Here is a 24,596-nt window from a genome sequence, read left to right on the forward strand (position 1 = left end):
GACCAGGAAGATGACCGCAGCACCCTACGCCTTCTCGGCCCGCCATATTGGCCCCGGCCTCAATGACGTCAGAGCCATGCTGGCGACGATCGGCGTTCCCTCAGTCGAGACGCTGATCAGCCAGGCTGTGCCGAGATCGATCCGGCTCGACCGGCCGCTGGCTTTGCCGGCCCCGGCGAGCGAAGCGGAGGCGCTGGCCGAGCTTTCGGCGACGATGGCCAAAAATACCGTGTTGAAGAGCTTTATCGGTGCCGGTTACCACGGCGTCCACGTGCCGCCGGTCATCCAGCGCAATCTGTTCGAGAACCCGGCCTGGTATACGGCTTACACTCCCTACCAGGCTGAGATCAGCCAAGGCCGGCTCGAAATGCTATTCAATTTCCAGACCTTGGTCACTGAGCTGACCGGCCTGCCGGTGGCGTCGGCCTCGCTGCTCGACGAGGCGACGGCGGTGGCCGAGGCGGTCGGCATTGCGTTGCGCCATCATCGCGACAAGCGGACCAAGGTGGCGCTTGCCGGCACGCCGCACCCGCAGACGCTCGACGTCGTGCGCACCCGCGCCGAGCCCCTCGGCATCGAGGTCGACGGCGACACGATCGACGACAACACCGCCGCTCTGCTGGTCTCCTGGCCTGATACGTTTGGCGTCTATGGCGACCACAAGGCGGTAATCGAGAAGGCCCGCGCCACCGGCACGCTGGTCGTTTTCATTGCCGATCCGCTCGGCCTGACGCTGACCGACGCGCCGGCTACGCTTGGCGCCGACATCGCCGTCGGCCCGATGCAGCGCTTTGGCGTGCCAATGGGCTTTGGCGGGCCGCACGCCGCCTATTGCGCTGTTTCCGACAGGCTGACGCGGTTGATGCCCGGCCGTCTTGTCGGCCAGTCCACTGACAGCAAGGGCCGCCCGGGCTATCGTCTCGCCTTGCAGACGCGCGAACAGCACATCCGCCGCGACAAGGCGACCTCCAACATCTGCACCGCGCAGGCGCTGCTCGCCAACATGGCGACGGCCTATGCGATCTGGCATGGCCCTGCCGGGCTGCAGGCGATTGCCGGCCGAATCCATTCATTGGCCAACCGGCTGGCGACCGGTCTCACCGCGTCAGGAATTTCGGTGCTTGGCGCAAGCCGCTTCGACACGGTGACGGTGGGAGTGAAAGGCAGAGCCGGCGCGATCGCCGCCGCTGCTGAAAAGACCGGCCGATTGCTGCGCGTCATCGACGCCGACCACATCGGCATCAGCTTCGACGAGACCTCGACCGATGCCGATCTGGACGCCATTGCAGCACTGTTCGGCGCCAAGGCAGGCGCTGCTGGCACCAGCACCACTCCGGGCAAGCCACGCGGTAAGGCGTTTCTCAGCCAGCCGGTCTTCCACGAAAACCACTCGGAAACGGAGATGATGCGCTTCTTGCGCCGGCTGGCCGACAAGGACCTGGCGCTCGACCGCGCCATGATCCCGCTCGGCTCCTGCACGATGAAGCTCAACGCCGCCGCCGAGATGATGCCGGTGAGCTGGCCAAGCGTCGCCAATCTGCATCCATTCGCGCCGGCCGGGCATTCGGCAGGCTATCGCGCGATGGTCGGCGAACTGGAAGGCTGGCTGTCGGAGATCACTGGCTTCGATGCGGTCAGCCTGCAGCCCAATGCCGGCAGCCAGGGCGAGTATGCCGGGCTGCTCGCCATTCGCGGCTATCACCGCTCGCGCGGCGAAGGCCACCGCACCGTCTGCCTGATCCCGTCATCCGCGCATGGCACCAATCCGGCGAGTGCGGCGATGGCCGGCATGAGCGTCGTCGTCGTGCGCTGCACCGAGGATGGCAATATCGATATGGACGATATGAGTGCCAAAGCCAATGAGCATTCCAAGAATCTCGCCGCGCTTATGTTCACCTATCCTTCGACGCATGGCGTATACGAGGAAGGCGCGCGCCACCTCTGCGCCCTCATTCACGAGCATGGCGCCCAGGTCTATTTCGACGGCGCCAACCTCAACGCCTTGGTCGGCCTCGCTCGCCCCGGCGACATCGGCGCCGATGTCTGCCACATGAACCTGCACAAGACCTTCTGCATCCCGCATGGCGGCGGCGGTCCCGGCGTCGGCCCGATCGGCGTCAAGGCGCATCTGAGACCTTATCTGCCCGGCCACGTCACCGAAGGCTCGGGCCATGCCGTGTCGGCCGCACCGTTCGGCAGCGCTTCGATCCTGCCGATCACCTGGATGTATATCCGCATGATGGGCGCTTCCGGCCTCAAGCAGGCGACCGAGACGGCGATCGTTTCCGCCAACTACGTGGCGACGCGGCTCGCGCCGCACTTCCCGCTCCTCTACAAGGGCAGGCACGATCGCATCGCCCATGAGTGCATCCTCGACACCCGCGTGCTGAAGGAGAGCTCCGGCATCAGCGTCGACGATATCGCCAAGCGGCTGATCGATTATGGTTTCCATGCGCCGACCATGTCGTTTCCGGTGGCCGGCACGCTAATGGTCGAGCCGACCGAGTCCGAGCCCAAGAGCGAACTCGATCGCTTCTGCGAGGCGATGATCGCGATATCGGGCGAGGCAGCCAAGGTGGCGAAAGGCGAATGGCCCTTGGCTGACAATCCGCTGGTCAATGCGCCGCATACCGCGGCCGAGGCGCTGGCCGGCCAGTGGACCCATCCCTATTCGCGCCTGGAGGCGGCCTATCCCGCCGGTGATGCCGACACATCAGCCAAATACTGGCCGCCGGTGTCGCGCATCGACAATGTCGCCGGCGACCGCAACCTTGTCTGCTCCTGCCCGCCGCTGTCGGAATATCTAGGGGCGGCGGAATAGAACCAGCCGATTGCGACGCAGACTGCCCCCTCATTTCCCGCGCACACGCAATGAGGGTGGCTGATGCGCCCTGAAGGCCGGAGTTTCGACCCATTTCCGCCGCTTGGTTGCCGGATGGTTTTGCAGTAAAAGCCCTATCCTCGAACGTAACAGGAACCTCCGTCGCCTGCCCGCAAAAAGCGTGGCAGTATCGGATGGTGATTCGCAGCATCGCAATCCAGGACCAGCATGGACGACAACAACGATCTTTTCGGCACTATGGACAAGCAGTCGCAACCGGTTCGCGCCACCGCTCGCCCGGCCGACCCGCTGGTGCAGGCGGCGAAGCGCCCGGCATCCCGCGACGGCAGCGAGAGCTACAGCGCCGCCGACATCGAGGTTCTGGAAGGGCTGGAGCCGGTGCGGCGGCGGCCCGGAATGTATATCGGCGGCACCGACGACAAGGCTATGCACCATTTGTTCGCCGAGGTCATCGACAATTCGATGGACGAGGCGGTCGCCGGCCACGCGACCTTCATCGATGTCGAGCTTTCGGCCGATGGATATCTGGCGGTGACCGACAATGGCCGCGGCATTCCGGTCGATCCGCATCCGAAATTCAAGAAGCCGGCGCTCGAAGTCATCATGACGACGCTGCATTCGGGCGGCAAGTTCGACAGCAAGGTTTACGAAACCTCGGGCGGCCTGCACGGCGTCGGCGTCTCCGTCGTCAACGCACTGTCGGACCATCTCGAGGTCGAGGTCGCGCGCGGGCGCCAGCTCTATCGCCAGCGTTTTTCGCGCGGCGTTCCGGTGACCGGCCTGGAGCAACTCGGCGAGGTGCATAACAGGCGCGGCACCAGGATACGCTTCCATCCCGACGAGCAGATCTTCGGCAAGGGTGCGGCATTCGAGCCGGCGCGGCTCTACCGCATGACGCGCTCGAAGGCCTATCTGTTCGGCGGCGTCGAGATCCGCTGGACCTGCGATCCGTCGCTGATCAGGGAGAAGGACACGACGCCGGCTAAGGCCGAGTTCCATTTTCCCGGTGGCCTCAAGGACTATCTGAAAGCCTCGCTCGGCGACGAATTCCAGGTCACCCGCGAAATTTTTGCCGGTAAAAGCGACAGGCAAGGCGGCCACGGTTCGCTCGAATGGGCGGTGACCTGGTTCGGCGGCGACGGGTTCCTCAATTCCTACTGCAACACCATTCCGACCGGCGAAGGCGGCACGCACGAGGCCGGCTTCCGCAATGTCTTGACGCGCGGCTTGCGTGCCTATGCCGATCTGGTCGGCAACAAGCGTGCTTCGATCGTCACGTCGGAAGACGTCATGATCTCAGCGGCAGGCATGCTGTCGGTGTTCATCCGCGAGCCGGAATTCGTCGGTCAGACCAAGGACAGGCTGGCCACGATCGAAGCGATCAGGATCGTCGAGACCGCCATCCGCGACCCCTTCGATCACTGGCTGGCCGATAATCCGCAGGAAGCTTCGAAGCTGCTCGAATGGGTGATCGCGCGTGCCGACGAGCGGGTGCGCCGGCGCCAGGAAAAGGAAGTCTCGCGCAAGAGCGCGGTGCGCAAGCTGCGGCTGCCCGGCAAGCTCGCCGACTGCACGCAGAATGCCGCGGCCGGCGCAGAACTCTTCATCGTCGAGGGCGATTCGGCCGGCGGCTCGGCGAAACAGGCGCGCGACCGCGCCAGCCAGGCGGTGCTGCCGCTGCGCGGCAAAATCCTCAACGTCGCCAGCGCCGGCAACGACAAACTTGCCGGCAACCAGCAGATTTCCGACCTGATCCAGGCGCTTGGCTGTGGCACACGCTCGAAGTACCGCGATCAGGATCTGCGCTACGACCGGGTCATCATCATGACAGATGCCGACGTCGACGGCGCCCATATCGCTTCGTTGCTGATCACCTTCTTCTATCAGGAGATGCCGAGCCTGGTCCGCGGCGGCCATCTCTATCTGGCGGTGCCACCGCTCTACTCGATCCGGCAAGGCGGCAAGGTCGCCTATGCCCGCGACGATGCGCACAAGGACGAACTTCTGCGCACCGAGTTCACCGGGCGCGGCAAGGTCGAAATCGGCCGCTTCAAAGGGTTGGGCGAAATGATGGCCGCCCAGCTCAAGGAAACCACCATGGACCCGAGAAAGCGCACGCTGCTCAGGGTCGATGTTATCGAGGCCGAGGCGGCGACCAAGGATGCGGTCGACGCGCTGATGGGCACCAAGCCGGAAGCCCGCTTCCGCTTCATCCAGGAACGTGCGGAGTTTGCCGAGACGGAAGTGCTGGACATCTGAGCGTCTTCTGCTCGGCGAACCGCAAACGGGCGGCCGTCACTGTTGCAAGGCAGTATGTGGCTGGCATTACCGAGCGAAGCGAGGCGGCCGACATGTCGTAGATCGCAGCCTCTCTGCGGATTATCGCCGCGATCGAGGATTTCCCGGATTTTTCGCGAAGGTCTAAGCCGCAGCGATCGCCAGCGCATGGCCACGCGCGTTTTCGCGCAGCGCATCGAGATGGATCGATTTGACCAATCCGGCGAGATCGCCTTCGGCGGACTGCCCGCCCAATTCCTTCAGCATTAGCCAGCTCACTTCCTGGACGCCGGCGAGGCGCTTGCCATTGGCAACCTCGCGCCAGATCTTTAGCGCGCGCAGGATGATCGCGTGCGTGGCCGCGGCAAGGCCGGCGCTGCGGAACAGCGCCTGCAGCGCCACGTCATGCCCGCCGGCCAGCAGCGCCCTCACCCGTTGTTCGGATTGCTGGCTGAGCGCGACAAGCGCCGAGCCGAAGAAGTCGACCTTGCCATGCGCGATGGTACGAATGATGAAGCTTGCTGTCAGGTCGCCGCGCAGGCGCAGATGCTCGATGAGCGCCGCATGTTCTTCCTGGCGCGTGCCTTCGATCAGCGTCATGGAAGCTTTGACGCAGGCGTCGCGCATGACGCGCTCGGTTCTGGCACGGCCCATCAGCGCCACCACCAGCGGCGAGCCTTTAAGCGTTTCACCAAGTTTTATCAGCAGCATATGCCGGCAGTCGGCAGGCAGGCGCGCATCGGAAATCAGCGCTTCGCGCACCGAAGGTAGATGGCCATGGCGTTCGGCGATACGGCGGAAGCTGAGCGAAGCGATGTCGGCACCGCTGTTGGCGAGAAGCGTGGCGCAGGCTTCCGGCTCGCCGATTTCGGCGATCGCCGCGGCGACCGCCATCGAGACGCGCGCACGATCGGCGATCAGTTTCTGCGTCGCCTTTTGGCCACCGGCAACGCGGTCGATCAGATCGGCATCGGTGAGCATCGGCGAACGTGCCAGCACCAGACTTGCAACTTCCGGTTGATCGGACGCCAGCGCGCTGATGATCTGCAGCGGCGCGTGATGGCTCATCGACAGCGCTTCTGCAATCGCCAGCCGCACTTTCGACGAGGCATCGTCGAGCAGCAGCGTCAGCGCGGCCTCCGCCGCGCAGCGATCCTCGAAAGGCAGATCGGCATTGATGTAGGCGCGAGCCAGAGCGCCTGCCGCAGCGGCGCGCTCCGAAACCTTGGCCGTGTAGATCCATTTCAGGAAATGCGAAACAACCATGCCGTCCGCTACGCCCCTAACCCGAGTCCGTTCCCGCCCCAGTGAAGACCGTAGGCAGAAATGGTTTACGAACGGTTCACCATGTTTGTTAACTGGCTTGCGAGCGCGGTATGCAGCGCCTATCAACCCCTTAGAGCGGACGCACAGAAGTACGCTCTAACACTTTGAATCTTCGCATCGTGCTTTCCGAACATCGATTCCGATTTTCAGGCCGATGTGGCAGCGGAGGAGATCGAGCATGGCCGGGCTTTATCTGGAAGAGTTCGTCGTCGGCCATGTCTTCCGGCACACGCTGCGGAAAACCGTCACCGAAAGCGACAACATGCTGTTTTCGGTAATGACGCTGAACCCGCAACCGCTGCACATCGATTTCGACTTCGCCGCCAAGAGCGAATGGGGCAAGCCGCTGGTCAATTCGCTGTTCACGCTGGGCCTGATGATCGGCATTTCGGTGAACGACATCACCGTCGGCACCACCATCGCCAATCTCGGCATGAAGGAGACGGTGTTTCCGCATCCGGTCTTCCACGGCGACACCATCCGCGTCGAGACGACGGTGGTGTCGGTGCGCGACTCCAGGTCGAAGCCGGACCGCGGTATCGTCGAATTCGAGCACCGCGCCTACAATCAGAACGACGTGCTCGTCGCCAAATGCACAAGGCAGGCGATGATGATGAAGAAGAAGGCGGCCTGACCGATGCGCTCGCTGCTGTTCGTTCCAGGCGATTCCGAAAAGAAGCTGGAAAAGGCGTTTGGCGCCGGCGCCGACGTGGTCATCGTCGATCTCGAGGATTCGGTCGCGCCACAAAACAAGGCCTTGGCACGCGATATCGCCGCACGCTTCATCCCCGAATACAGGCATCAAACCAGATCCGCGATCTATGTCCGCATCAACGATCTCTCGACCGACCTGACCGATGACGATCTGGCGGCGCTCGTGCCGGTGAAACCCCACGGCATCATGCTGCCGAAGTCGAATAGCGGACAGGATGTCCAGCATCTCTCGGCAAAGCTCAGGGTGCACGAGGCCGAAAGCGGGCTGCCGGATGGTGAGATAAAAATCCTGCCGATCATCACCGAAACAGCTGCCGGCGTGCTGGCGGCTGCGACCTACGCCAACGCAAGCGCGCGGCTTGTCGGCTTGACCTGGGGTGCGGAAGACCTCTCGGCAGCAATCGGTGCGCGCACGGCCCGCGACGAGAATGGCCGCTACACCGATGTGTTCCGCTTCGCCCGCACCATGACCATCCTTGCCGCGGCTGCCGCGGAAGTCGCGGCGATCGACACGGTTTTTCCGCACTTTCGCCACATGGCCGGCTTCGAGGCGGAATGCGCCGAGGCAGAGCGCGACGGGTTCACCGGCAAGATGGCAGTCCATCCGGCGCAAGTGCCGGTCATCAACGCTGCCTTCACGCCGTCGACCGCGGCGGTGAAACACTCCCTGGCGATCGTTCAGGCATTCGAGGCGGCTGAAAATCCCGGCGTCGTCGGCATCGATGGCAAAATGTACGACCGGCCGCATCTGCGGCTGGCAGAGCGGCTTCTGGCGCGAGCCAGAGCGGCAGGGATTCCGGCCTAGAGCGGGCTTTCTGCGGGATATGCCAAATTTGGGGTGTCCTATAACTCGCCGGCAGCAGAGGTCATTCGGGTAACTTTCTCGGCAGCCAGAGCCACGCGATGATGCCAGTTGCAAGCGTCAGCAGACCGCCGGCGCCGACCGCGACATGTAAACCAGTGAGAAAGGCTTCGTTGGCCCGCACGATAATTTCAGGGTCCGACTGATCGAGTGTTTCGTTGAGCGTGCCGGCCACGCCGGGACCCAACAGCCGGAAGCTCAGCGCGGCCAACGATCCGAGCAGGGAAATTCCCAGCGCGTTGCCCAGTTCGTTGCTGGTCTCGGCGATCGAACTCGCCGCACCGGCTCGTTCGGCAGGAACGGCCGACACTGCTATCTCGGCCACCAGGCTAAAGGATAACCCATATCCGACGCCAGCGATCATGGTCGAGGCGATGAAGGCCGCGATTCCGACCTCGGTGGTCGTGAACAGCAGCAGGAGGACGCCGACGCTGATGAGCAGATGTGTGGCAACAAGGGCAGTTTTGCGGCCTATCCGCTCCACGATGCGAGCGGTGCCCACGCAAGTCGCCGTCAGCACGGTCGCGCCCGGCAGCGTCAGCAGCGCAGCATTGAAAACATCAAAACCCAGCACCGATTGCAGATAGATGCCCGACAGATATCCGGTAGCCGACCAGACAACCAGCGTGAGAAGGCCGGTTAAGATGGCGATGGAGAAAATGGGGTCTCGGAATAGGTCCAGGTCGAGCAGCGGGTAGTCAACCCTGCTCTGTCTGCGCACGAACAGCCCAAGGGCAAGGATGCCGACGATCCCGATGGTCAACAGTGTCGGCGTGAAGCCATGGGCCGCCGCGCTCTTGAGCGAATATGTGAACAACAGGATACCTGCGAAGGACAACATGAGGCTCACGAGATCGATTCGCCCGTAGCTAGTCGAACGCACCTCTTGCAGCAGTACCGGTGCAGAGATCAGGAAGCCGATCACGACGGGAACATTTATCAGAAACACGGCGCCCCATTCGAATTGCCGCAATAGCAGCCCGCCGATGACGGGCCCGATGGCGAAACCAGCCGCAAAAGTCGCCGCGAAAATACCGATCGCCCGAGCGCGCGTTCGCGGATCGGAATAGGGAGCTCACGATCGCCAGCCCGGACGGCAACAGTGTCGCGCCGCCCAGTCCCATAAGGGCGCGTGAGGCGATCAGGCTTTCAGGGGTTAGCGAATAGGCTGCGCCAAGCGATCCAGCACCGAAGACCACCGCGCCGATCATGATCAGCTTCAGCCGCCCGTAACGGTCGCCGATATTGCCGAAGGCGATCAGCAGCGACCCAACCACGAAACCGTAGATGTCGAGAATCCAAAGTGCTTGGTCGGCGGTCGGCGTGATGGCCGAGGTCACACGCGGCATAGCGAGATAGAGTATCGAGCCGTCCATAGCTACGAGCAGGACCAGGGGCAAGACGGCCATGAGGCCCAACCACGCCCTGCGGTCGGTCGGGCGTGCAAGTGAAGTATCGGTCATAAGGCACACAAATCCTCTGCGTACGGCAAGCGAGGCGTGCCGCTTCGGCCGCCGGGCGGAAGGCCGGCGGATGGTTGCGATCGAAGAGCGAACTCTATATACTTCAGGTAAGTTACTTTTGGTACATAGCCATGTCAAGCACAGCGAAAAATAGGGAAGCCACGCAGAGACGCGTTCGTCTCAGTCGCGAGCAGCGACTAAGCCAGCTCCTTGAGGTGGCGAGGTGGCTGGTTCGCGAAGAAGGCACCGACGCGTTGACGCTGCCGCGCCTAGCCGAACAGGCCGGTGTCGCCAAGCCGGTGGTCTATGACCATTTCCGGACGCGCAACGGTTTGCTGACCGCCCTCTATCAGGATTTCGACGCGCGCCAGACGGCGCTGATCGACGCCGCCCTTGAAGGAAGCGCTCCGGGTTTGGAGGAGAAAGCTTCTGTCATCGCATCGTCCTACGTCGAATGCGTGCTGGCCCAGGGCCGTGAGATCCCCGGCGTGCTGGCCGCGCTGGCAGGCTCGCCCGAACTGGAGACCGTCAAGCGGGACTACCAACTGGATTTCATCGAGAGGTGCCGAAAGGCGTTGGCCCCGTTTACAGGGCCAAGGGGGATCGTGCAGGCCGGTTTTTGGGCGATGTTAGGCGCAGCCGACACCTTGTCCAATGCTGCCGCGACAGGAGAAATCACCGCTCAACAGGCGCAGGACGAACTTTACGAGACGATTGTTGCAATGACCAAGAGAAGCGATCGCTGACGCATGCCTCCTAACCAAAGGCTAGAGTTCCACCCGATTCCATCGGGGATCAGGTTCTAATCCTTTCCCCAGCGAGGCCGGCGCATCGAAAATATTTCGCTGACGCTGGCATAGTCCATATAGCCGAGACGGCCGACATTGCCCGCCTTGGCGATATCGAAGATGCCGTCTTTCAGGAATGCATCGTCGATATGCACACCGACGACTTCGCCGGCAACGACGACGGCGCTGGTCAGCGTCCCGTCCAGCGCCTTTGGCCGCAAGATCTCCGTCACCCGGCATTCAAGCGCCGCGGGCGCTGCCGCGACGCGGGGCGGCGCAACCAGACGCGACGGCGCCATTGTGAGATCGGCATAGTCGAATTCGGCCACGCCGCGCGGCGCATCGACCGCCGTGCGGACCATTTTTTCAGCAAGATCGCGGCTGACGAGGTTGGCGACGAACTCGCCCGTCTCTTCGGCGAAGGTAGCGCTGTCCTTCTCGCCTTCGGACGAAAACCAGACGATGAAGGGCCGCGTCGAAAAAGCATTGAAGAAGGAATAGGGGGCGAGGTTGATCTCGCCGGCCTTGTTCACCGTCGAGATCCAGCCGATCGGCCGTGGCGCCACGATCGCCTTGGACGGGTCATGCGGCAGCCCATGCCCCTTTGCCGGCTCGTAGAACATTCAGCCCACCCACGGCCCTGCATAGTCGGCATAGAGCTTTGCCGGATCAGGCCGGGGCCGCTCCGGCGCCGGCCCCTGATAGGAACCGATATGGACAAAGCCGACGACGCGCTCATGCGGCGCCAGCCCCAGGATCGCCCTGCCCTCCGGCACATCGGAATACCAGTTGCTGATCATGTTGGTGCCATAGCCCAGCGCATTGGCTGATATCATGAGGTTCATCGCCGCCATGCCGCCCGACAGGAACATCTCCCATTGTGGGATTTTTGGATTTTCCTTCGGGCTCGACACCACGCCGATCACCAGGGGCGCGCGTGAAAAGCGCGCCAGTTCCTGGTTATGGCGGCCTTCTGGCAGCTGCCCTTCGCGCTGTGCGGCAAGGGCCGCCAGCTTCTTGCCGATCTCGACGCGTGCCTCACCCCGGTAGAGGATGAAACGCCAGGGCTCGAGCCGGCCGTGGTCCGGCACCCGCGACGCGGCGGCAATCATCGTTGCGATGTCAGCGTCGCTGGGCGCCGGTTCCTTCAACTCCGGGATCGGCGCGGAATTTCGGGTCAGCAGAAAGTCGATGATCGGCGACGCCATGGGCGCAAGTCTCCTTGGAATTTGAGCTGAAGCGCACCATCGGGACATCGGGCGGCTCGGGCATTGGCGCGGCGCGCCGGATAAAGAGCCATCTAGCAGAAGCCGATCGGACTCTTAAGCCTTGAAATTGCCACCGCCTTGGGCTTCAACGCAAGGCATGTTTGAGGGGACATTGCGTCTTTTCCTGATCTGGCTCGCTGCCGCACTGTTCATGGTGCCGGTTTCGCTTGCGGTCGCGCAGGATGCGGACGGCCTCGGTGATCTGAAACTTCCCGGAATTTCGAGCTATGCGCCTCCGAAAAGCGAGATGCCGCTGGCATCGGGGAGCAGTGGGGCAATCACGCTGTCGGCGCAATTGACCGACAACGGTGCCGACATCACGCGCGGCATCGTCTGGCGCGTCTTCAAGCCTGAACCCACCGGCGACGGCAAGCTGCCGATGGTCGCTTCCGCCCATGGCGGCAGCGCGGTGTTCCAGCTCGAGCCCGGCAGCTATCTGGTCCATGCCTCCTACGGCCGGGCCGGCGCCACCAAGCGCATCACCGTCGGCAACGACGCCAAGCGCGAAAGCCTCGTGCTCGATGCCGGCGGGCTCAAGCTCGATGCGGTACTGTCGGGCGGGGTGCGCATACCGCCGAAGAAACTGCGGTTTTCGATCTATGAAGGCCAAGCCGAGGCCAATCACGATCGCGCCCTGATCATACCCGATGTCGAGCCGAACAGCGTCGTGCGGCTGAACGCGGGCGTCTACCACGTCGTCTCGACCTATGGCTCGGTGAATGCGGTCATCCGCTCCGACATCCGCGTCGAAGCCGGCAAGCTGACCGAAGCGGCCGTCGAGCACCGTGCGGCGGAGATGACCATGAAGCTGGTACGCGAGCCGGGTGGAGAGGCGATCGCCGACACCTCCTGGTCGTTGCTCAACGAATCCGGCGATCCCATCAAGGAAACCGTTGGCGCCTTTGCTTCGATGGTGCTTGCCGAAGGCGACTACACCATCATCGCCAAGAACCGCGACCGCATCTACCAGAAGGATTTTACCGTCGTGGCCGGGCAGAACAAGGAAATCGAGGTTCTGGCCACGGAGGCCTCGGCGATGGATCCCGAGGAAGGCGCGGACTAACCGTCCGGACACTGCCGTGTAGATTCGGGTCCAGCAGCCTATGATTTGCCGATCAGGCCGCCTTGCGCAGGCGTCGCGGCAGAAACTGGCCGCGGCCGCGCGCTTCGGCCGGTGCCAGATCGAAAACGCCGCGGTGGAGGCGGTCGAGCAAAGCCTTGCGGTCGCGCAGCGGCTCCAGTTCATCCCGTCCCAACACGTCACCGATGCGCACGTCGATCGATTTGCCCGACAGCCGCGCGAATTCGTGGATGAGTAGGGAAATGCGCAGCGTTAGCGAAGCCCTGCCGACGAACTTCGCCACGCGTCCGTCACGCTCGGCCATGTTCATTGGTCCGCTCACCAGGTGGAATAGCCGGCCGTTCTGGCCGAAAAAGTGCATTGGGACAACCGATGCCTTGGCATCCTGGACGAGACGGGCCGGAAACATCTTCCACGGCAGATCGCGCGCCCGGCCAAAACCTTTCGGCGCGGTGGCGACGCCGCCCGCGGGGAAGATGACGATGATGAGCCCTCTTTCAGCAGCCGCACCGCCTCATGGCGCACCGCCATGTTATTCCTGAGCGCGTCCTTGGTCTCGGAAAAGTCGATCGGCAGCGAATAGGGCTCCATCTCGCGGATCTTGAGCAGATCCTTGTGGATCATGACGCGGAACGGCCGCTGAAGCTGCTCGGCCAGCGAGAGCACCGCAATGCCGTCGCCGATGCCGAACGGATGGTTGGCGACGATCACCAGCGGCGTATCAGGCAATTTTGCCGGGGGCCATTGGCCGGTGGTCCGCACCTGGACATCGATCAGCTCCAGCATGCGGCTGAACACACGCTCGCCGGCCGGCACCACATGGCGGCGCCAAGAGTCATAGAGGGCCGCGAAGCGATCGCGGCCAGACAGGCCTTCGATGGAATGGATGAACCAGCGCGTCAAAGCCGGTTGATCCGGACCGGCGTAAGAAAGCTCGGGAAACGGTCTTTCGCGCATCTTCAGCTTGAGCATGAGGGCTCGTTACAAGGCTGGCATGACAAGCATATGAAAATAGCGGGCATGTGAAATAGCGGCATGTGAAAATAGCGGTGGATCGCTCCACCGCCATTTCCCGATGATCTGGATGAACTCAGGCGGCTCGTTTGCGCTTGCGGTCGGGCGTCACGGCCTCTTCCGTAAGCGTTGCCACCGCCTGGCCAAGGCTGAGCGACTCCTGATCTCGCGAGCCAAGCCGGCGGATATTGACCGTCTCCTCCTCCGCCTCGCGCTTGCCGCAGACGAGGATGACCGGAACCTTGGCCAGCGAGTGCTCGCGGACCTTGTAGTTGATCTTCTCGTTGCGAAGATCGGCTTCCGCCAACAGTCCGGCCGCCTTCAACTGCGCGACGACCTTCTGCGCGTAATCGTCGGCATCGGAGGTGATCGTCGCCACCACCACCTGCAGCGGTGCGAACCATAGCGGGAAATGGCCGGAATAGTTCTCGATCAGGATGCCGAGGAAGCGCTCCATCGAACCGCAGATGGCGCGATGCACCATCACCGGCTGCTTTTTTTCCGAATCCGAGCCGATGTAGAAGGCGCCGAACCGTTCCGGCAGGTTGAAATCGACCTGCGTGGTGCCGCATTGCCAGTCGCGGCCGATGGCGTCCTTCAGCACATATTCGAACTTCGGCCCGTAGAACGTGCCCTCGCCCGGATTGACGCCCGTCTTGATCCGGTTGCCCGACCGCGCCGCGATCTTGTCGAGCACGTCCTGCAGCACGCCCTCGGCATGATCCCACATCGCGTCGGTGCCGACGCGTTTTTCGGGGCGGGTCGCCAGCTTGACGGTGATTTCGTCGAAGCCGAAATCGGCATAGGTCGACAGGATCAGGTCGTTGATCTTGATGCACTCGTCGGCGAGCTGTTCCTCGGTGCAGAAGATGTGGGCATCGTCCTGGGTAAAGCCGCGCACGCGCATCAGCCCATGCAGCGCGCCGGACGGCTCATAGCGATGCACATTGCCAAATTCCGCAAGTTTTACCGGGAGATCGCGGTAGGACTTCAGCCCGTGCTTGAAGATCTGGACGTGGCCGGGGCAGTTCATCGGCTTCAGTGCAAACATCCGGTCGTCGTCGGTGTCGTCGCCGGCAACCGTCACCTTGAACATATTGTCCCGGTACCAGCCCCAGTGGCCTGACGTCTCCCACAGGCTCTTGTCGAGCACCTGCGGCGCATTGACTTCCTGATAACCCTGCTCGTCGAGGCGGCGGCGCATGTAGTTGACCAGGTTCTGGAACAGTCTCCAGCCCTTGGCATGCCAAAAGACGACGCCCGGCCCCTCCTCCTGGAAATGGAACAGGTCCATCTCGCGGCCGAGTTTCCTGTGGTCGCGCTTTTCGGCTTCCTCCAGCATGGTCAGATAGGCATCGAGCTGCGCCTGATCGCCCCAGGCCGTGCCGTAGATGCGGGTCAGCATCGGGTTGTTCGAATCGCCGCGCCAATAGGCGCCGGCCACCTTCATCAGCTTGAAGGCGCTGCCGATCTGTCCGGTCGAGACCATATGCGGGCCGCGGCAGAGGTCGAACCAGTCGCCCTGCGCATAGATCTTGAGGTCCTGATCTTCGGGAATGGCGTCGATCAGTTCCAGCTTGTAGCGCTCGCCCTTGTCAGCAAAGATCTTCTTCGCCTTCTCGCGCGACCAGACCTCTTTGGTGAACGGCTTGTTGCGCGCGATGATCTCGCGCATCTTCTTCTCGATCACCGGGAAATCGTCGGGCGTGAACGGCTCGTTGCGGGCAAAATCATAGTAGAACCCGTTCTCGATCACCGGGCCGATGGTCACCTGCGTACCCGGCCACAATTCCTGCACGGCTTCGGCCAGCACGTGCGCTGCGTCATGGCGGATGAGCTCCAGTGCGCGCGGGTCTTCGCGGGTGATGATCTCGACCTTGCCGGACTTGCCGAGCGGGTCGGAAAGATCGCGCAGCACGCCATCGATCGAATAGGCGACTGCCTTCCTGGCCAGCGACTTCGAGATCGACTCCGCCAGGCCGGCGCCGGTCATCGCCGCATCGTAGTCGCGGACGGAGCCATCGGGAAATGTCAGGGAAACGGAATTCAGCATAAAACTCTCCTATCCAGTCCCGCAAACGAGCGCGGGTGGTGAAATGCATGTCGCCCAAAACTGTGCAGCAGTTTTGGCCAACGACATGCAAAAGTAAAAAGCCGGATACGTCCGGCGGCAGTCTTTTATGGGCAGATTTTCGCGCCGTAAAGGCGAATGGCCGATCACTTGCTCTTGTTGACGAGATTCGGCAGCTGTTTCAGGAACTTCGCCCGCGCCTGAGGACCCTTGGGCGTATCGGAACGTTTCGTATCGATTACCAGGCGGGCAAAGACGATGCTGCGAGAATCCTTGTTGGCCCAGCCGACAAACCAGCCGAGCGAGCGTTTTTCGGTGCTGTCGCCAAGCCTGGTGGTCCCCGTCTTGCCCTGGACCGTCCAGCCACCTGACCGGAAGCTCGGCAAGATCGCCTTGGTCATCGCGTGGGCCTTGTCCGAAACCGGCAGTTGGCCGGCAAGCAGGCGGCGCATGAAATTCACCTGTTCGACCGGCGATATCTTAAGCGAAGAATTCACCCAGGACCGGGTGAGGCCATCATTCTTGCCGGGAGTGCCGGAAACATCGGTGTTGCCGTAGTCGAATTTCGAGACGTAGCCGGCAAACCGCTCGTTGCCGAGCCGGCCGGTGATTTCCTGGGAAAACCACAGCACCGAGTCCTTTTCCCAGATCGTCGGGTTGACGGTTTTCTGGTCGCGCTTGACCGCCTTGAACTCGGGCTTGTAGTCCCAGGCCGGCGCGTGCTCGTCGTGCAGGATTCCCGAATCATAGCCGATCAGCGCCAATGGCACCTTGAACGTCGAGGCGGGACTGAAGCGCTGGTCGCAGACCCCATCCCGATACAGCGTCTCACCGCTTGCAGCATCCAGGATCAGCGTGCATTCGACCTCCTTCAGCGGCGCCGATTGAGCGCCGATCGGAAAACCAAAAAGCCAGGCCAGAAGGTAGATAACCAAGGCGAAAACGAATGGACGGCGGTCTATCTGGCGCATTGGGCAATCTCTCCTGAGGCGTGTCAGGAGCGGCTTAGCGAGGCCTCTTGTCTCGATTTTGTCTTAAATGCGCAACGTGCGATTAAGGTTAGCAAATCGTGAATAGTCATTGCAATTGACGTAATTTCTCTAGCGCCTTGGGTGCCGGTGCATAGCCCATCTTAGCGGCCTTTCGTAGCCAGGACTCACCCTCGCTAACATCTCTGGCCACGCCCAGGCCATATGCATACGCAAGTCCTAAATTTTGAATTCCGCTCATTTGATTTTGCGCAGCGGCTTTACGAAACCAGACAACGGATTCAGTATAGTCTTGCTTTACGCCTTGGCCATCTCGAAGCATTTCTCCCAGCCCGTTCTGTGCGGGTGCGAAACCTTGTTCGGCCGCTTGTCGATACAGCCTCGCAGCCTCTTCTTCATTCTTTAGCAGCCCGCGGCCTATCTGATACATAGAAGCCAAACTTGTTATGGCTGGCAGATTTCCCTGTTCAGCCGCCTTACGGTACCAGATAGCAGCTTGGTGGTAGTCTTGCCGCAGACCGTAACCGAAGTCATAGGCTGCACCTAAATAGCCTTGTGCTTTGGCATAACCTTGGTCGGCGGCTTTACGAAACCAGGCTACCGACTCTGCATAATTTTTAGGAATGCCCCTACCAACCAAGAGCATTGCGCCTAACCGAGTTTGTGCATCCGCGAGTCCCTGATCCGCGGCCCTACGGTACCAAATGGCTGCCTGTGAAGGATCTTTGGCCACTCCCAGCCCTAGTTCAAGCATTTCGCCCAGTCCCACCTCAGCGGGCGCAAAGCCTTGATCGGCAGCTTTGCGATACAGCTCAACTGCCTTTCCATGATCCTGCGGCACACCCTGACCATTGAAATAAAGGATAGCCAAATTAGTTTGAGCATGAGCGAAACCTTGGTCGGCAGCCTTGCGATACAACTCTGCCGCCTTTCCATAATCCTGCGGCACACCCTGACCATTGAAATAAAGGATAGCCAAACTAGTTTGAGCATGCGCGAAACCTTGGTCGGCGGCCTTGCGATACAAATCTGCCGCCTTTCCATAATCCTGCGGCACACCCTGACCCCTATGAAAAGAGTTCGCCAAATTAGTTTGAGCATGAGCGAAACCTTGGTCGGCGGCCTTGCGGTATAGTTCTATTGCCTTGGCAACATTCTTAGGAACTCCGTCACCTTGCACGTAAAGCACAGCCAGGTTATTTTGCGCCCGAGCGAACCTCTGACCAGCCGATTTGCTGTACCATTCGGCAGCTTTTTTCAGGTCTTTCTTTATTGCGCCTTGGCCGAAGTGATACATTCGACCGATGTGAAACTCAGCCTCAGGGTCTCCCTTGTCGGCACGCGGCTGAAACAGCTCCAATGCTGTGGCAAAATCACCTTTTTCGTAGGCGTCACGTGCATCGTCGGCCCAGGCTGAAATAGACAAGGACAGCACCAAGCAAGCAGCTGACAAAGATCTCTTCAGCATTAATTTCCCCAACCACCACCATGTTCGCCCGGTGAACGGTAACATTGCTGAATTGATACGGGAAGTTCAGCCGTTTGCGGCCGGATCCTTTTTTCCGATCCGCCAGTACCGCCAGGGCGTGAACCAGACATAGCGCTCGGCCAGCACCTCCGGCACCCGGTCAATGCCATGCGTTCCGCCCGGCCCGCAGCGCAGCACGCGGAAAAAACCCATCCAGCCGCCGGCCCATAGCCCATGGCGGGCGATAGCTTCGTGCGCGTATTCGGAGCAGGTCGGCAAATGCCGGCAGGAATTGCCGACAAAGCCGGACAGCGTCAGTTGGTAGAAGCGCACGAGCGAGGTGCCAAAAATTCGGCCGGGCGTCTTGCGCCACGGGCCCGGCCAGTTGCGTGTGTATCGCGGCCTCTGATGCGTGTGATCCATCGCCATTTGACGGCTACGCTGCCTGTTCGGCGCGCTTCTTCTCGATCTGGCCGATCGCGTCGACCACGGCATCGAAGGTCAGCATGGTCGAGGCATGGCGCGCCTTGTAGTCGCGCACCGGCTCGAGATATCTGAGGTCGGCGAAGCGGCCTTGCGGCGGCGCGCCGTTTTCCTTCAGCATCTTCAGCATAGTCTCGCGAACGCTGCGCAATTCATCCGCGCTGGCGCCGACGACATGCTGCGCCATGATCGAGGACGACGCCTGGCCAAGCGCGCAGGCTTTGACGTCATGGGCGAAATCGGTAACGATGCCGTCATCCATCTTCAGATCGACGGTCACTGTCGAGCCGCACAGCTTGGAATGCGCGCGCGCGGTTGCATCGGGATGGTCGAGCCGGCCGATCCGCGCGATATTCCCGGCAAATCCCAGAATTTTCGCATTGTAGACGTCGTCGATCATATTTTTCCAATCCGTCGCCGCCGAGCGAACAGCGATTGCCGCAGACGGCCTTCCTTTCGCTCGCAACGATCATATATAATGCTGGTACTCGGGTATGGACAAGGCAACCAACAACCGCGTCCCTGCTCAAATCACTTCACGCCGCTTACGGGTTGGAAACAGGGCACGTTTCTAACACCCGAAAGGTCGTGGTCCGTTCAACTCGTTCCTCCTGAGAGGGGAACTACGGGAGACGCCTTTATGGATGCCGTCATCAAGAAATTCATGCCCCCTTCCGCCTATATGGAAAAGCCGGTCACCGACCGGCCGAGCGAAGCCGAAGCCGAGGCCGCGGTGCGCACGCTGTTGCGCTGGACCGGCGACAACCCGGACCGGGAGGGCCTGGTCGATACGCCAAAGCGTGTGGTGAAGGCCTATCGCGAAATGTTTGGCGGCTACGACAAATGCCCGGCCGAAGAACTCGGCCGCACCTTCGAGGAAGTCGCCGGCTATGACGACCTTGTCCTCGTCAAGGATATAACGTTCCATTCGCATTGCGAGCACCACATGGTGCCGATCATCGGCAAGGCGCATGTCGGCTATCTGCCGGATGGCAAGGTCGTCGGTCTGTCCAAGATCGCCCGCGTCGTCGATATCTTTGCCCAGCGCCTGCAGACCCAGGAAGCGATGACCGCACAGATCGCCGGCGTCATCCAGGATGTGCTCAATCCGCGCGGCGTCGCCGTCATGCTCGAGGCCGAGCATATGTGCATGGCCATGCGCGGCATCCGCAAGGAAGGCTCGACGACGCTGACCTCGACCTTCACCGGCGTCTTCAAGGACACGCCCGAGGAACAGGTCCGTTTCGTCACCATGGTGCGCGGCGGCAGGGGCTGAACCATCCTCGCCGGCCGCCAGCCATGGTCGCGAGAAAGAACCGGTTCTCGGATCGAGATCATGGCCAAACAACAGGACAGCGCCTCGCCCATTCCGATCCTATGGGCGAGGCTCTGAACAAGGACCGGCGATGTCGGCAGTGGAATTTCCGAAAGCTCCATCAGACAAGAAAACACTGGAAGAAAGCACGGTCTTTTCGCCGCGCTTCGATGCCGGCGGCCTGGTCACCGTCGTCGTTACCGATGCCGAAGACGGCATGCTGCTGATGGTCGCGCATATGAACGCCGAGGCGCTGGCGCTGACGCTGGAAACCGGCATCGCCCACTACTGGTCGCGCTCGCGCAGCGCTCTGTGGAAGAAGGGCGAAACGTCCGGGAATGTTCAGAAAATCGTCGAGATGCTCACGGATTGTGACCAGGACGCAATATGGCTGCGCGTCAAAGTGATGGGCCACGACGCAACCTGCCACACCGGCCGGCGTTCCTGCTTTTATCGGACGGTGGGACTGAACGACGGCAAGGGGACGCTTGCCAGCGATGGCAGCAAGCCGCTGTTCGATGCGCAAGAAACGTATCGAAAGCCCCATGAACCATCCATTTGAACCATTCGCCGAACTGCAATCACGTATATTCATGATTTCGATACGGCCTGCCGATAGGTTAGCCGCGGGACAAGGGAGATTGTGATGCTCGCGTGGGCGTCATTGCATAACAGACCTGACGTTCGGGAGGCGAATGGCCTTTCATCGTCCGCCGGTGCATCCGAAAAGAGCCCTGCCAGGAAAACAGGCATTTCGCTGGCATTGGGCGGCGGCTGCGCGCGTGGCTGGGCCCATATCGGCGTGCTGCGCGCGCTCGACGAAGCCGGCATCGAAGTGTCGATGATCGCCGGCACCTCGATCGGCGCGCTGGTCGGCGGCTGCTATCTTGCCGGCAAGCTGGATGAGCTGGAAGAATTCGCCAGAAGCCTGACCAAGCGGCGCATTTTTGGTCTTCTCGATCTCAACCTGCGCGGCAGCGGACTGTTCGGCGGCATGAAGCTCGATGCACGGCTGCGCGAGCACATGGCCGGCATCCGTTTCGAGGATCTGCCCAAACCTTTCGTCTGCGTCACCACGGAGATCCGCACCGGACATGAAATCTGGCTGTCGGGCGGCTCGCTGATCACCGCCATGCGCGCCTCCTATGCCCTGCCCGGCGTGTTCGAACCGGTCAGTTGCAACGGGCGCGTGCTGGTCGACGGCGCGCTGGTCAATCCGGTCCCGGTCTCGGTCTGCCGCGCCCACGAGCAGCCGCTCGTGGTCGCGGTGAACCTTCACTACGATCTGTTCGGCCGCGCCGCCGTCATCAAGCACAGCGCCGGCGAACTGCTCGTCGAGAAGGACGCGCCAAGGCCCGGCCAGAGCGACGCAGGGCACCAGTACCAGACACGGCTCGGCATCACCGGCGTTATGGTCGAAGCCTTCAACATCATCCAGGACCGCATTTCGAGGGCGCGTCTTGCCGGCGACCCGCCTGATATGTCGCTGCAGCCAAAACTCAGCCATATCGGCCTGACCGAATTCCACCGCGCCGACGAGGCGATCCGCATTGGCTATCAGGTGACAATGGCCCAGATCGACGAGTTGGCCCGCCTGCAGACGGTTCTGGCTTAAACGCGATCCGTGCAGAATCGGGAGGCGATTGTCAGGCGCGTGCGGCATCGACGATGCGGAACTGCACCGTGCGGTTGCCGTTCCAGTGATTGCCCGACAGCGAACCGGCGACATGCACCGGCTTGCCCCTGTTCTTGAACAGGAATTCGCCGAGCGCCGTATCGACGGCGCGAAAGGCGATCGCCTGGATGCGGCCGCCGCTTTCCGACTGCAACTCGGCGCGGATGTGATTGGTGCCGACCGGCCTCGCATCGGCAAGGCGATGGCGCGGCAGCGCGAAGACCGGTGCGATATGCCCGGCGCCGAACGGGCCGGCTTTCTCCAGTGCATCGAGCAGGCTGAGCGTCGCGCCCTCGGCGGCCAGCGCGCCGTCGATCGCCAGGCTTTCCTCGCCTTGCAGCCGGAACACCTCGGCCGCCGCTCGTTCCTCGAAGAAGGCCCTGAGCGCGCCAAGTTTCGCCCGCTCCACCGTGATGCCGGCCGCCATGCCATGGCCGCCGCCCTTGACGATCAGCCCGGCAATGGCCGCGTCGCGCACCAGTCGGCCAAGATCGAAGCCCGACACCGAACGGCCCGACCCCGTGCCGACGCCATTGGCGTTGAAGGCGATGGCGAAAGCCGGCCGGCGCGCATGGTCCTTGAGCCGCGAGGCCAGCAGGCCGACGATGCCCGGATGCCAGTTGGAGCTGGCGGTGACGACGACGGCCGGGCCATTGCCGCCGGCAAGCTCGGCATCGGCCTCGACACGTGCCGCGGCCAGCATTTCCTGTTCCATCTGCTGCCGCTCCTGATTGAGCCGGTCCAGCGTCTCGGCGATGGTGCGGGCCTCGACGGGATCGTCGGTGGCGAGCAGGCGGCTGCCGAGTGCTGCGTCGCCGATGCGCCCACCGGCATTGATGCGCGGGCCGATCAGATAGGCCAGATGAAAGGTGCTGACCGGCTCGCCGATGCGCGAGACCCGCGCCAATGCCGCCAATCCTTCGTTCCTCTGCTGGCGTGCGATCTGCAGTCCCTTGACCACGAAGGCGCGGTTGACACCGGTCAGCGGCACAACGTCGCAAACGGTGGCCAGCGCAACGAGGTCGAGCAAGCCGAGCAGATCCGGCGGTGCGGCATCCGGCAACCGGCCGCGCAGGATCTTCGCCGTCTGCACCAGAGCCAGGAAGACGACGCCGGCGGCACAAAGATGGCCCTGCCCCGAAAGGTCGTCCTCGCGATTGGGATTGACGACCGCAACCGCTGCCGGCAACGGACCGCCGAGCTGGTGATGATCGAGCACCACGACATCGGCGCCGGCAGCGTTCGCCGCGTCGATGGATACGGCGCTGTTGGTGCCGCAGTCGACGGTGACGATCAGCGTCGCGCCGCGCGAGACGAGTTCGCGCATCGCTTCCGGATTGGGTCCGTACCCCTCGAAGATGCGGTCCGGTATATAGATCTCCGCTGGCACGGAGAAATGCGTGAGAAACCGCTTGAGCAGCGCCGATGAGGCCGCGCCGTCGACGTCGTAGTCGCCGAAGATCGCCACTCTTTCCCCGGTCACGATCGCATCAGCGATGCGGGCGGCGGCCTTGTCCATGTCGGTCAGCGAAGCCGGGTCCGGCAAAAGATCGCGGATGGTCGGATCAAGGAACCGCTCGGTCTGCTCGGCGGTCACGCCGCGCCCGGCAAGGACGCGCGCGACGATGTCCGGCACGCCAAAGCCTTGCGCTATCGCAAGCGCAGTCATGTCCTGCCGCTCGGTCAGCCGGTGTTCCCAGGAAACACCTGATGCCGACTGCCTGACATCGAGGAAGATACGGTTTTCGCCCGTCATGCGACGCGCCGTCTGCGGATTGTCATTTCTCACAATATGCGACGGCTAGCCGAGTCGGGAATCAAAACTTTTCCAGATCCTGGTGCCTTGCCTTGATCTCGCGAACGGTGCGCGACGACGAGCGCAGCACGATCGTATGCGTGGTGATGGAATTGCGCCCGAACTTGACCCCGGCCAGCATGTTGCCGTCGGTCACGCCGGTTGCGGCGAACAGCACGTCGCCGCGCGCCATGTCTTGTGTGCGGTAAACCCGCTTCGGGTCCGAGATGCCCATCTTCGCCGCGCGCGCCAGCTTTTGCGGCGTGTCGAGGATCAGCCTTCCCTGGATCTGGCCGCCGGTGCAGCGCAACGCTGCCGCCGCCAGCACACCCTCCGGGGCGCCGCCGGTGCCGAGATAGATGTCGATGCCGGTTTCCTCCGGATCGGTGGTGTGGATGACGCCGGCGACGTCACCATCGCCGATCAGCCGGATCGCAGCGCCCGTGGCGCGCACGGCCTCGATCAGGCTGCCATGGCGCGGCCGGTCGAGGATGCAGGCGGTGATCTCCGGCACCGGCACGCCTTTGGCCCTGGCCAGGCTGGCGATGTTTTCGGCCGGCGAGGCATCGATGTCGATGACGCCATCCGCATAGCCCGGGCCGACGGCGATCTTGTCCATATAAACGTCGGGCGCGAACAGCAGGCTGCCCTTTTCCGCAATGGCGATGACGGCCAGCGCATTGGGCAGGTTCTTGGCGCAGATCGTCGTGCCTTCGAGCGGATCGAGCGCGATATCGACCGCCGGGCCTTTGCCGGAACCGACCTCTTCGCCGATATAGAGCATCGGCGCCTCGTCGCGTTCGCCCTCGCCGATCACCACCGTACCGTTGATGGCGAGGCGGTTGAGCTCCTCGCGCATGGCGTCGACTGCGACCTGGTCGGCGGCCTTTTCGTCGCCGCGTCCGCGCAACCTGGCCGCCGCAACCGCGGCGCGTTCGGTGACACGCACCAGTTCCATGGTGAGTATCCGGTCAAGGCCGGCGACGATGTTCTGGGCAATGTTCATCGGTGGACAATCCTCGTTGGCACATTGCCTCCCGTTAGAGCGCCGCGTCCATTGGACACGCAAAGGACGCTCTAAGTCTTTGAATCTACGCATCGTGCTTTCCCGAAAATCGATTCCGATTTCCGGGCCGATGCGTTAGAGGCGCGCCGGTTGTGTCAA

The 24,596-nt window shown here is 62.3% G+C and carries 19 protein-coding genes and 2 pseudogenes; 9 read left to right on the forward strand and 12 right to left on the reverse strand.

Features of this window, described 5'->3' with window-relative positions; all coding sequences use genetic code 11:
* Positions 1-10: 10 nt before the first annotated feature.
* Both gcvP and parE read left to right on the forward strand, forming a co-directional pair.
* Entirely contained in the window at positions 11-2,821 is a 2,811-nt protein-coding gene (gene gcvP, locus ACWUKX_RS24210) for an aminomethyl-transferring glycine dehydrogenase (protein WP_456009393.1), read from the forward strand.
* 228 nt (positions 2,822-3,049) lie between these two features.
* Positions 3,050-5,101, forward strand: a complete 2,052-nt coding sequence (gene parE / locus ACWUKX_RS24215; RefSeq protein ID WP_456009394.1) for a DNA topoisomerase IV subunit B — start codon at positions 3,050-3,052, stop codon at positions 5,099-5,101.
* 162 nt (positions 5,102-5,263) lie between these two features.
* Here parE and ACWUKX_RS24220 read toward each other — a convergent pair whose 3' ends face one another.
* Entirely contained in the window at positions 5,264-6,385 is a 1,122-nt protein-coding gene (locus tag ACWUKX_RS24220; RefSeq protein WP_456009395.1) for a DUF2336 domain-containing protein, read from the reverse strand.
* A gap of 214 nt (positions 6,386-6,599) precedes the next feature.
* Here ACWUKX_RS24220 and ACWUKX_RS24225 point away from each other — a divergent pair, with 214 nt between their 5' ends.
* Positions 6,600-7,079, forward strand: a complete 480-nt coding sequence (locus ACWUKX_RS24225) for a MaoC family dehydratase (RefSeq protein ID WP_456009396.1) — start codon at positions 6,600-6,602, stop codon at positions 7,077-7,079.
* Positions 7,080-7,082: 3 nt separating this feature from the next.
* Positions 7,083-7,964, forward strand: coding sequence for an HpcH/HpaI aldolase/citrate lyase family protein (locus ACWUKX_RS24230; protein ID WP_456009397.1), 882 nt, complete (start codon positions 7,083-7,085; stop codon positions 7,962-7,964).
* A 61-nt stretch (positions 7,965-8,025) separates the two neighbouring features.
* On the opposite strand, the pseudogene ACWUKX_RS24235 reads toward ACWUKX_RS24230, so the two are convergent.
* Positions 8,026-9,484 (reverse strand): annotated as a pseudogene (locus tag ACWUKX_RS24235) (MFS transporter).
* Positions 9,485-9,615: 131 nt separating this feature from the next.
* Between ACWUKX_RS24235 and ACWUKX_RS24240 the strand changes: the two are divergent.
* Positions 9,616-10,230 (forward strand): TetR/AcrR family transcriptional regulator, encoded by a 615-nt coding sequence (locus tag ACWUKX_RS24240; RefSeq protein WP_456009398.1) that lies wholly within the window; start codon positions 9,616-9,618, stop codon positions 10,228-10,230.
* 56 nt (positions 10,231-10,286) lie between these two features.
* Here the strand turns inward: ACWUKX_RS24240 and ACWUKX_RS24245 are convergent, their stop codons facing one another.
* Both ACWUKX_RS24245 and ACWUKX_RS24250 read right to left on the reverse strand, forming a co-directional pair.
* The gene (locus tag ACWUKX_RS24245) at positions 10,287-10,895 is read right to left on the reverse strand and encodes a flavin reductase family protein (RefSeq protein WP_456009399.1); all 609 of its coding nucleotides are present in this window, start codon (positions 10,893-10,895) and stop codon (positions 10,287-10,289) included.
* Positions 10,896-11,480, reverse strand: coding sequence for a nitroreductase family protein (locus ACWUKX_RS24250; protein WP_456009400.1), 585 nt, complete (start codon positions 11,478-11,480; stop codon positions 10,896-10,898).
* A gap of 157 nt (positions 11,481-11,637) precedes the next feature.
* Here ACWUKX_RS24250 and ACWUKX_RS24255 point away from each other — a divergent pair, with 157 nt between their 5' ends.
* A complete protein-coding gene (locus ACWUKX_RS24255) occupies positions 11,638-12,603 on the forward strand; it encodes a hypothetical protein (protein ID WP_456009401.1) in 966 nt (321 codons plus the stop codon).
* A 52-nt stretch (positions 12,604-12,655) separates the two neighbouring features.
* Here the strand turns inward: ACWUKX_RS24255 and ACWUKX_RS24260 are convergent.
* The 6 genes and pseudogenes from ACWUKX_RS24260 to ACWUKX_RS24285 form a co-directional block, all read right to left on the reverse strand.
* Positions 12,656-13,593, reverse strand: a pseudogene (locus ACWUKX_RS24260) (lysophospholipid acyltransferase family protein).
* Positions 13,594-13,711: 118 nt separating this feature from the next.
* Positions 13,712-15,688, reverse strand: a complete 1,977-nt coding sequence (gene thrS, locus ACWUKX_RS24265) for a threonine--tRNA ligase (RefSeq protein ID WP_456009402.1) — start codon at positions 15,686-15,688, stop codon at positions 13,712-13,714.
* Between the two features lie 164 nt (positions 15,689-15,852).
* Positions 15,853-16,677 (reverse strand): class D beta-lactamase, encoded by an 825-nt coding sequence (gene blaOXA / locus ACWUKX_RS24270; protein WP_456009403.1) that lies wholly within the window; start codon positions 16,675-16,677, stop codon positions 15,853-15,855.
* A 106-nt stretch (positions 16,678-16,783) separates the two neighbouring features.
* Complete coding sequence (locus ACWUKX_RS24275; RefSeq protein ID WP_456009404.1) at positions 16,784-18,163, reverse strand: tetratricopeptide repeat protein; 1,380 nt, start codon at positions 18,161-18,163, stop codon at positions 16,784-16,786.
* Between the two features lie 66 nt (positions 18,164-18,229).
* Positions 18,230-18,586, reverse strand: a complete 357-nt coding sequence (yidD, locus tag ACWUKX_RS24280) for a membrane protein insertion efficiency factor YidD (RefSeq protein WP_456009405.1) — start codon at positions 18,584-18,586, stop codon at positions 18,230-18,232.
* Between the two features lie 13 nt (positions 18,587-18,599).
* Positions 18,600-19,046: an iron-sulfur cluster assembly scaffold protein gene (locus ACWUKX_RS24285; RefSeq protein WP_023801044.1), complete on the reverse strand. Its 447-nt coding sequence runs from the start codon at positions 19,044-19,046 to the stop codon at positions 18,600-18,602.
* A gap of 240 nt (positions 19,047-19,286) precedes the next feature.
* Between ACWUKX_RS24285 and folE the strand changes: the two genes are divergently transcribed.
* From folE to ACWUKX_RS24300, 3 genes are all read left to right on the forward strand, one after another.
* Positions 19,287-19,922, forward strand: coding sequence for a GTP cyclohydrolase I FolE (gene folE, locus ACWUKX_RS24290; RefSeq protein WP_287178327.1), 636 nt, complete (start codon positions 19,287-19,289; stop codon positions 19,920-19,922).
* A gap of 130 nt (positions 19,923-20,052) precedes the next feature.
* Positions 20,053-20,523: a phosphoribosyl-AMP cyclohydrolase gene (gene hisI, locus ACWUKX_RS24295; RefSeq protein WP_456009406.1), complete on the forward strand. Its 471-nt coding sequence runs from the start codon at positions 20,053-20,055 to the stop codon at positions 20,521-20,523.
* 84 nt (positions 20,524-20,607) lie between these two features.
* Positions 20,608-21,576 (forward strand): patatin family protein, encoded by a 969-nt coding sequence (locus tag ACWUKX_RS24300; RefSeq protein ID WP_456009407.1) that lies wholly within the window; start codon positions 20,608-20,610, stop codon positions 21,574-21,576.
* A 31-nt stretch (positions 21,577-21,607) separates the two neighbouring features.
* On the opposite strand, the gene recJ is transcribed toward ACWUKX_RS24300, so the two are convergent.
* Entirely contained in the window at positions 21,608-23,392 is a 1,785-nt protein-coding gene (recJ, locus tag ACWUKX_RS24305) for a single-stranded-DNA-specific exonuclease RecJ (protein WP_456009408.1), read from the reverse strand.
* A 61-nt stretch (positions 23,393-23,453) separates the two neighbouring features.
* Positions 23,454-24,437, reverse strand: coding sequence for a class II fructose-bisphosphatase (glpX, locus tag ACWUKX_RS24310; protein ID WP_456009409.1), 984 nt, complete (start codon positions 24,435-24,437; stop codon positions 23,454-23,456).
* Between the last annotated feature and the right edge of the window lie 159 nt (positions 24,438-24,596).

The organism is Mesorhizobium sp. f-mel, from assembly GCF_053850215.1.

What these genes read in the sequence shown, in the direction of transcription:
- gcvP (WP_456009393.1), top strand. Translation starts at nt 11, where the DNA reads ATGACCGCAGCACCCTACGCCTTCTCGGCCCGCCATATTGGCCCCGGC.
- parE (WP_456009394.1), top strand. Translation starts at nt 3,050, where the DNA reads ATGGACGACAACAACGATCTTTTCGGCACTATGGACAAGCAGTCGCAA.
- ACWUKX_RS24220 (WP_456009395.1), bottom strand. Translation starts at nt 6,385, where the DNA reads ATGGTTGTTTCGCATTTCCTGAAATGGATCTACACGGCCAAGGTTTCG.
- ACWUKX_RS24225 (WP_456009396.1), top strand. Translation starts at nt 6,600, where the DNA reads ATGTGGCAGCGGAGGAGATCGAGCATGGCCGGGCTTTATCTGGAAGAG.
- ACWUKX_RS24230 (WP_456009397.1), top strand. Translation starts at nt 7,083, where the DNA reads ATGCGCTCGCTGCTGTTCGTTCCAGGCGATTCCGAAAAGAAGCTGGAA.
- ACWUKX_RS24240 (WP_456009398.1), top strand. Translation starts at nt 9,616, where the DNA reads ATGTCAAGCACAGCGAAAAATAGGGAAGCCACGCAGAGACGCGTTCGT.
- ACWUKX_RS24245 (WP_456009399.1), bottom strand. Translation starts at nt 10,895, where the DNA reads ATGTTCTACGAGCCGGCAAAGGGGCATGGGCTGCCGCATGACCCGTCC.
- ACWUKX_RS24250 (WP_456009400.1), bottom strand. Translation starts at nt 11,480, where the DNA reads ATGGCGTCGCCGATCATCGACTTTCTGCTGACCCGAAATTCCGCGCCG.
- ACWUKX_RS24255 (WP_456009401.1), top strand. Translation starts at nt 11,638, where the DNA reads ATGTTTGAGGGGACATTGCGTCTTTTCCTGATCTGGCTCGCTGCCGCA.
- thrS (WP_456009402.1), bottom strand. Translation starts at nt 15,688, where the DNA reads ATGCTGAATTCCGTTTCCCTGACATTTCCCGATGGCTCCGTCCGCGAC.
- blaOXA (WP_456009403.1), bottom strand. Translation starts at nt 16,677, where the DNA reads ATGCGCCAGATAGACCGCCGTCCATTCGTTTTCGCCTTGGTTATCTAC.
- ACWUKX_RS24275 (WP_456009404.1), bottom strand. Translation starts at nt 18,163, where the DNA reads ATGCTGAAGAGATCTTTGTCAGCTGCTTGCTTGGTGCTGTCCTTGTCT.
- yidD (WP_456009405.1), bottom strand. Translation starts at nt 18,586, where the DNA reads ATGGATCACACGCATCAGAGGCCGCGATACACACGCAACTGGCCGGGC.
- ACWUKX_RS24285 (WP_023801044.1), bottom strand. Translation starts at nt 19,046, where the DNA reads ATGATCGACGACGTCTACAATGCGAAAATTCTGGGATTTGCCGGGAAT.
- folE (WP_287178327.1), top strand. Translation starts at nt 19,287, where the DNA reads ATGGATGCCGTCATCAAGAAATTCATGCCCCCTTCCGCCTATATGGAA.
- hisI (WP_456009406.1), top strand. Translation starts at nt 20,053, where the DNA reads ATGTCGGCAGTGGAATTTCCGAAAGCTCCATCAGACAAGAAAACACTG.
- ACWUKX_RS24300 (WP_456009407.1), top strand. Translation starts at nt 20,608, where the DNA reads ATGCTCGCGTGGGCGTCATTGCATAACAGACCTGACGTTCGGGAGGCG.
- recJ (WP_456009408.1), bottom strand. Translation starts at nt 23,392, where the DNA reads ATGACGGGCGAAAACCGTATCTTCCTCGATGTCAGGCAGTCGGCATCA.
- glpX (WP_456009409.1), bottom strand. Translation starts at nt 24,437, where the DNA reads ATGAACATTGCCCAGAACATCGTCGCCGGCCTTGACCGGATACTCACC.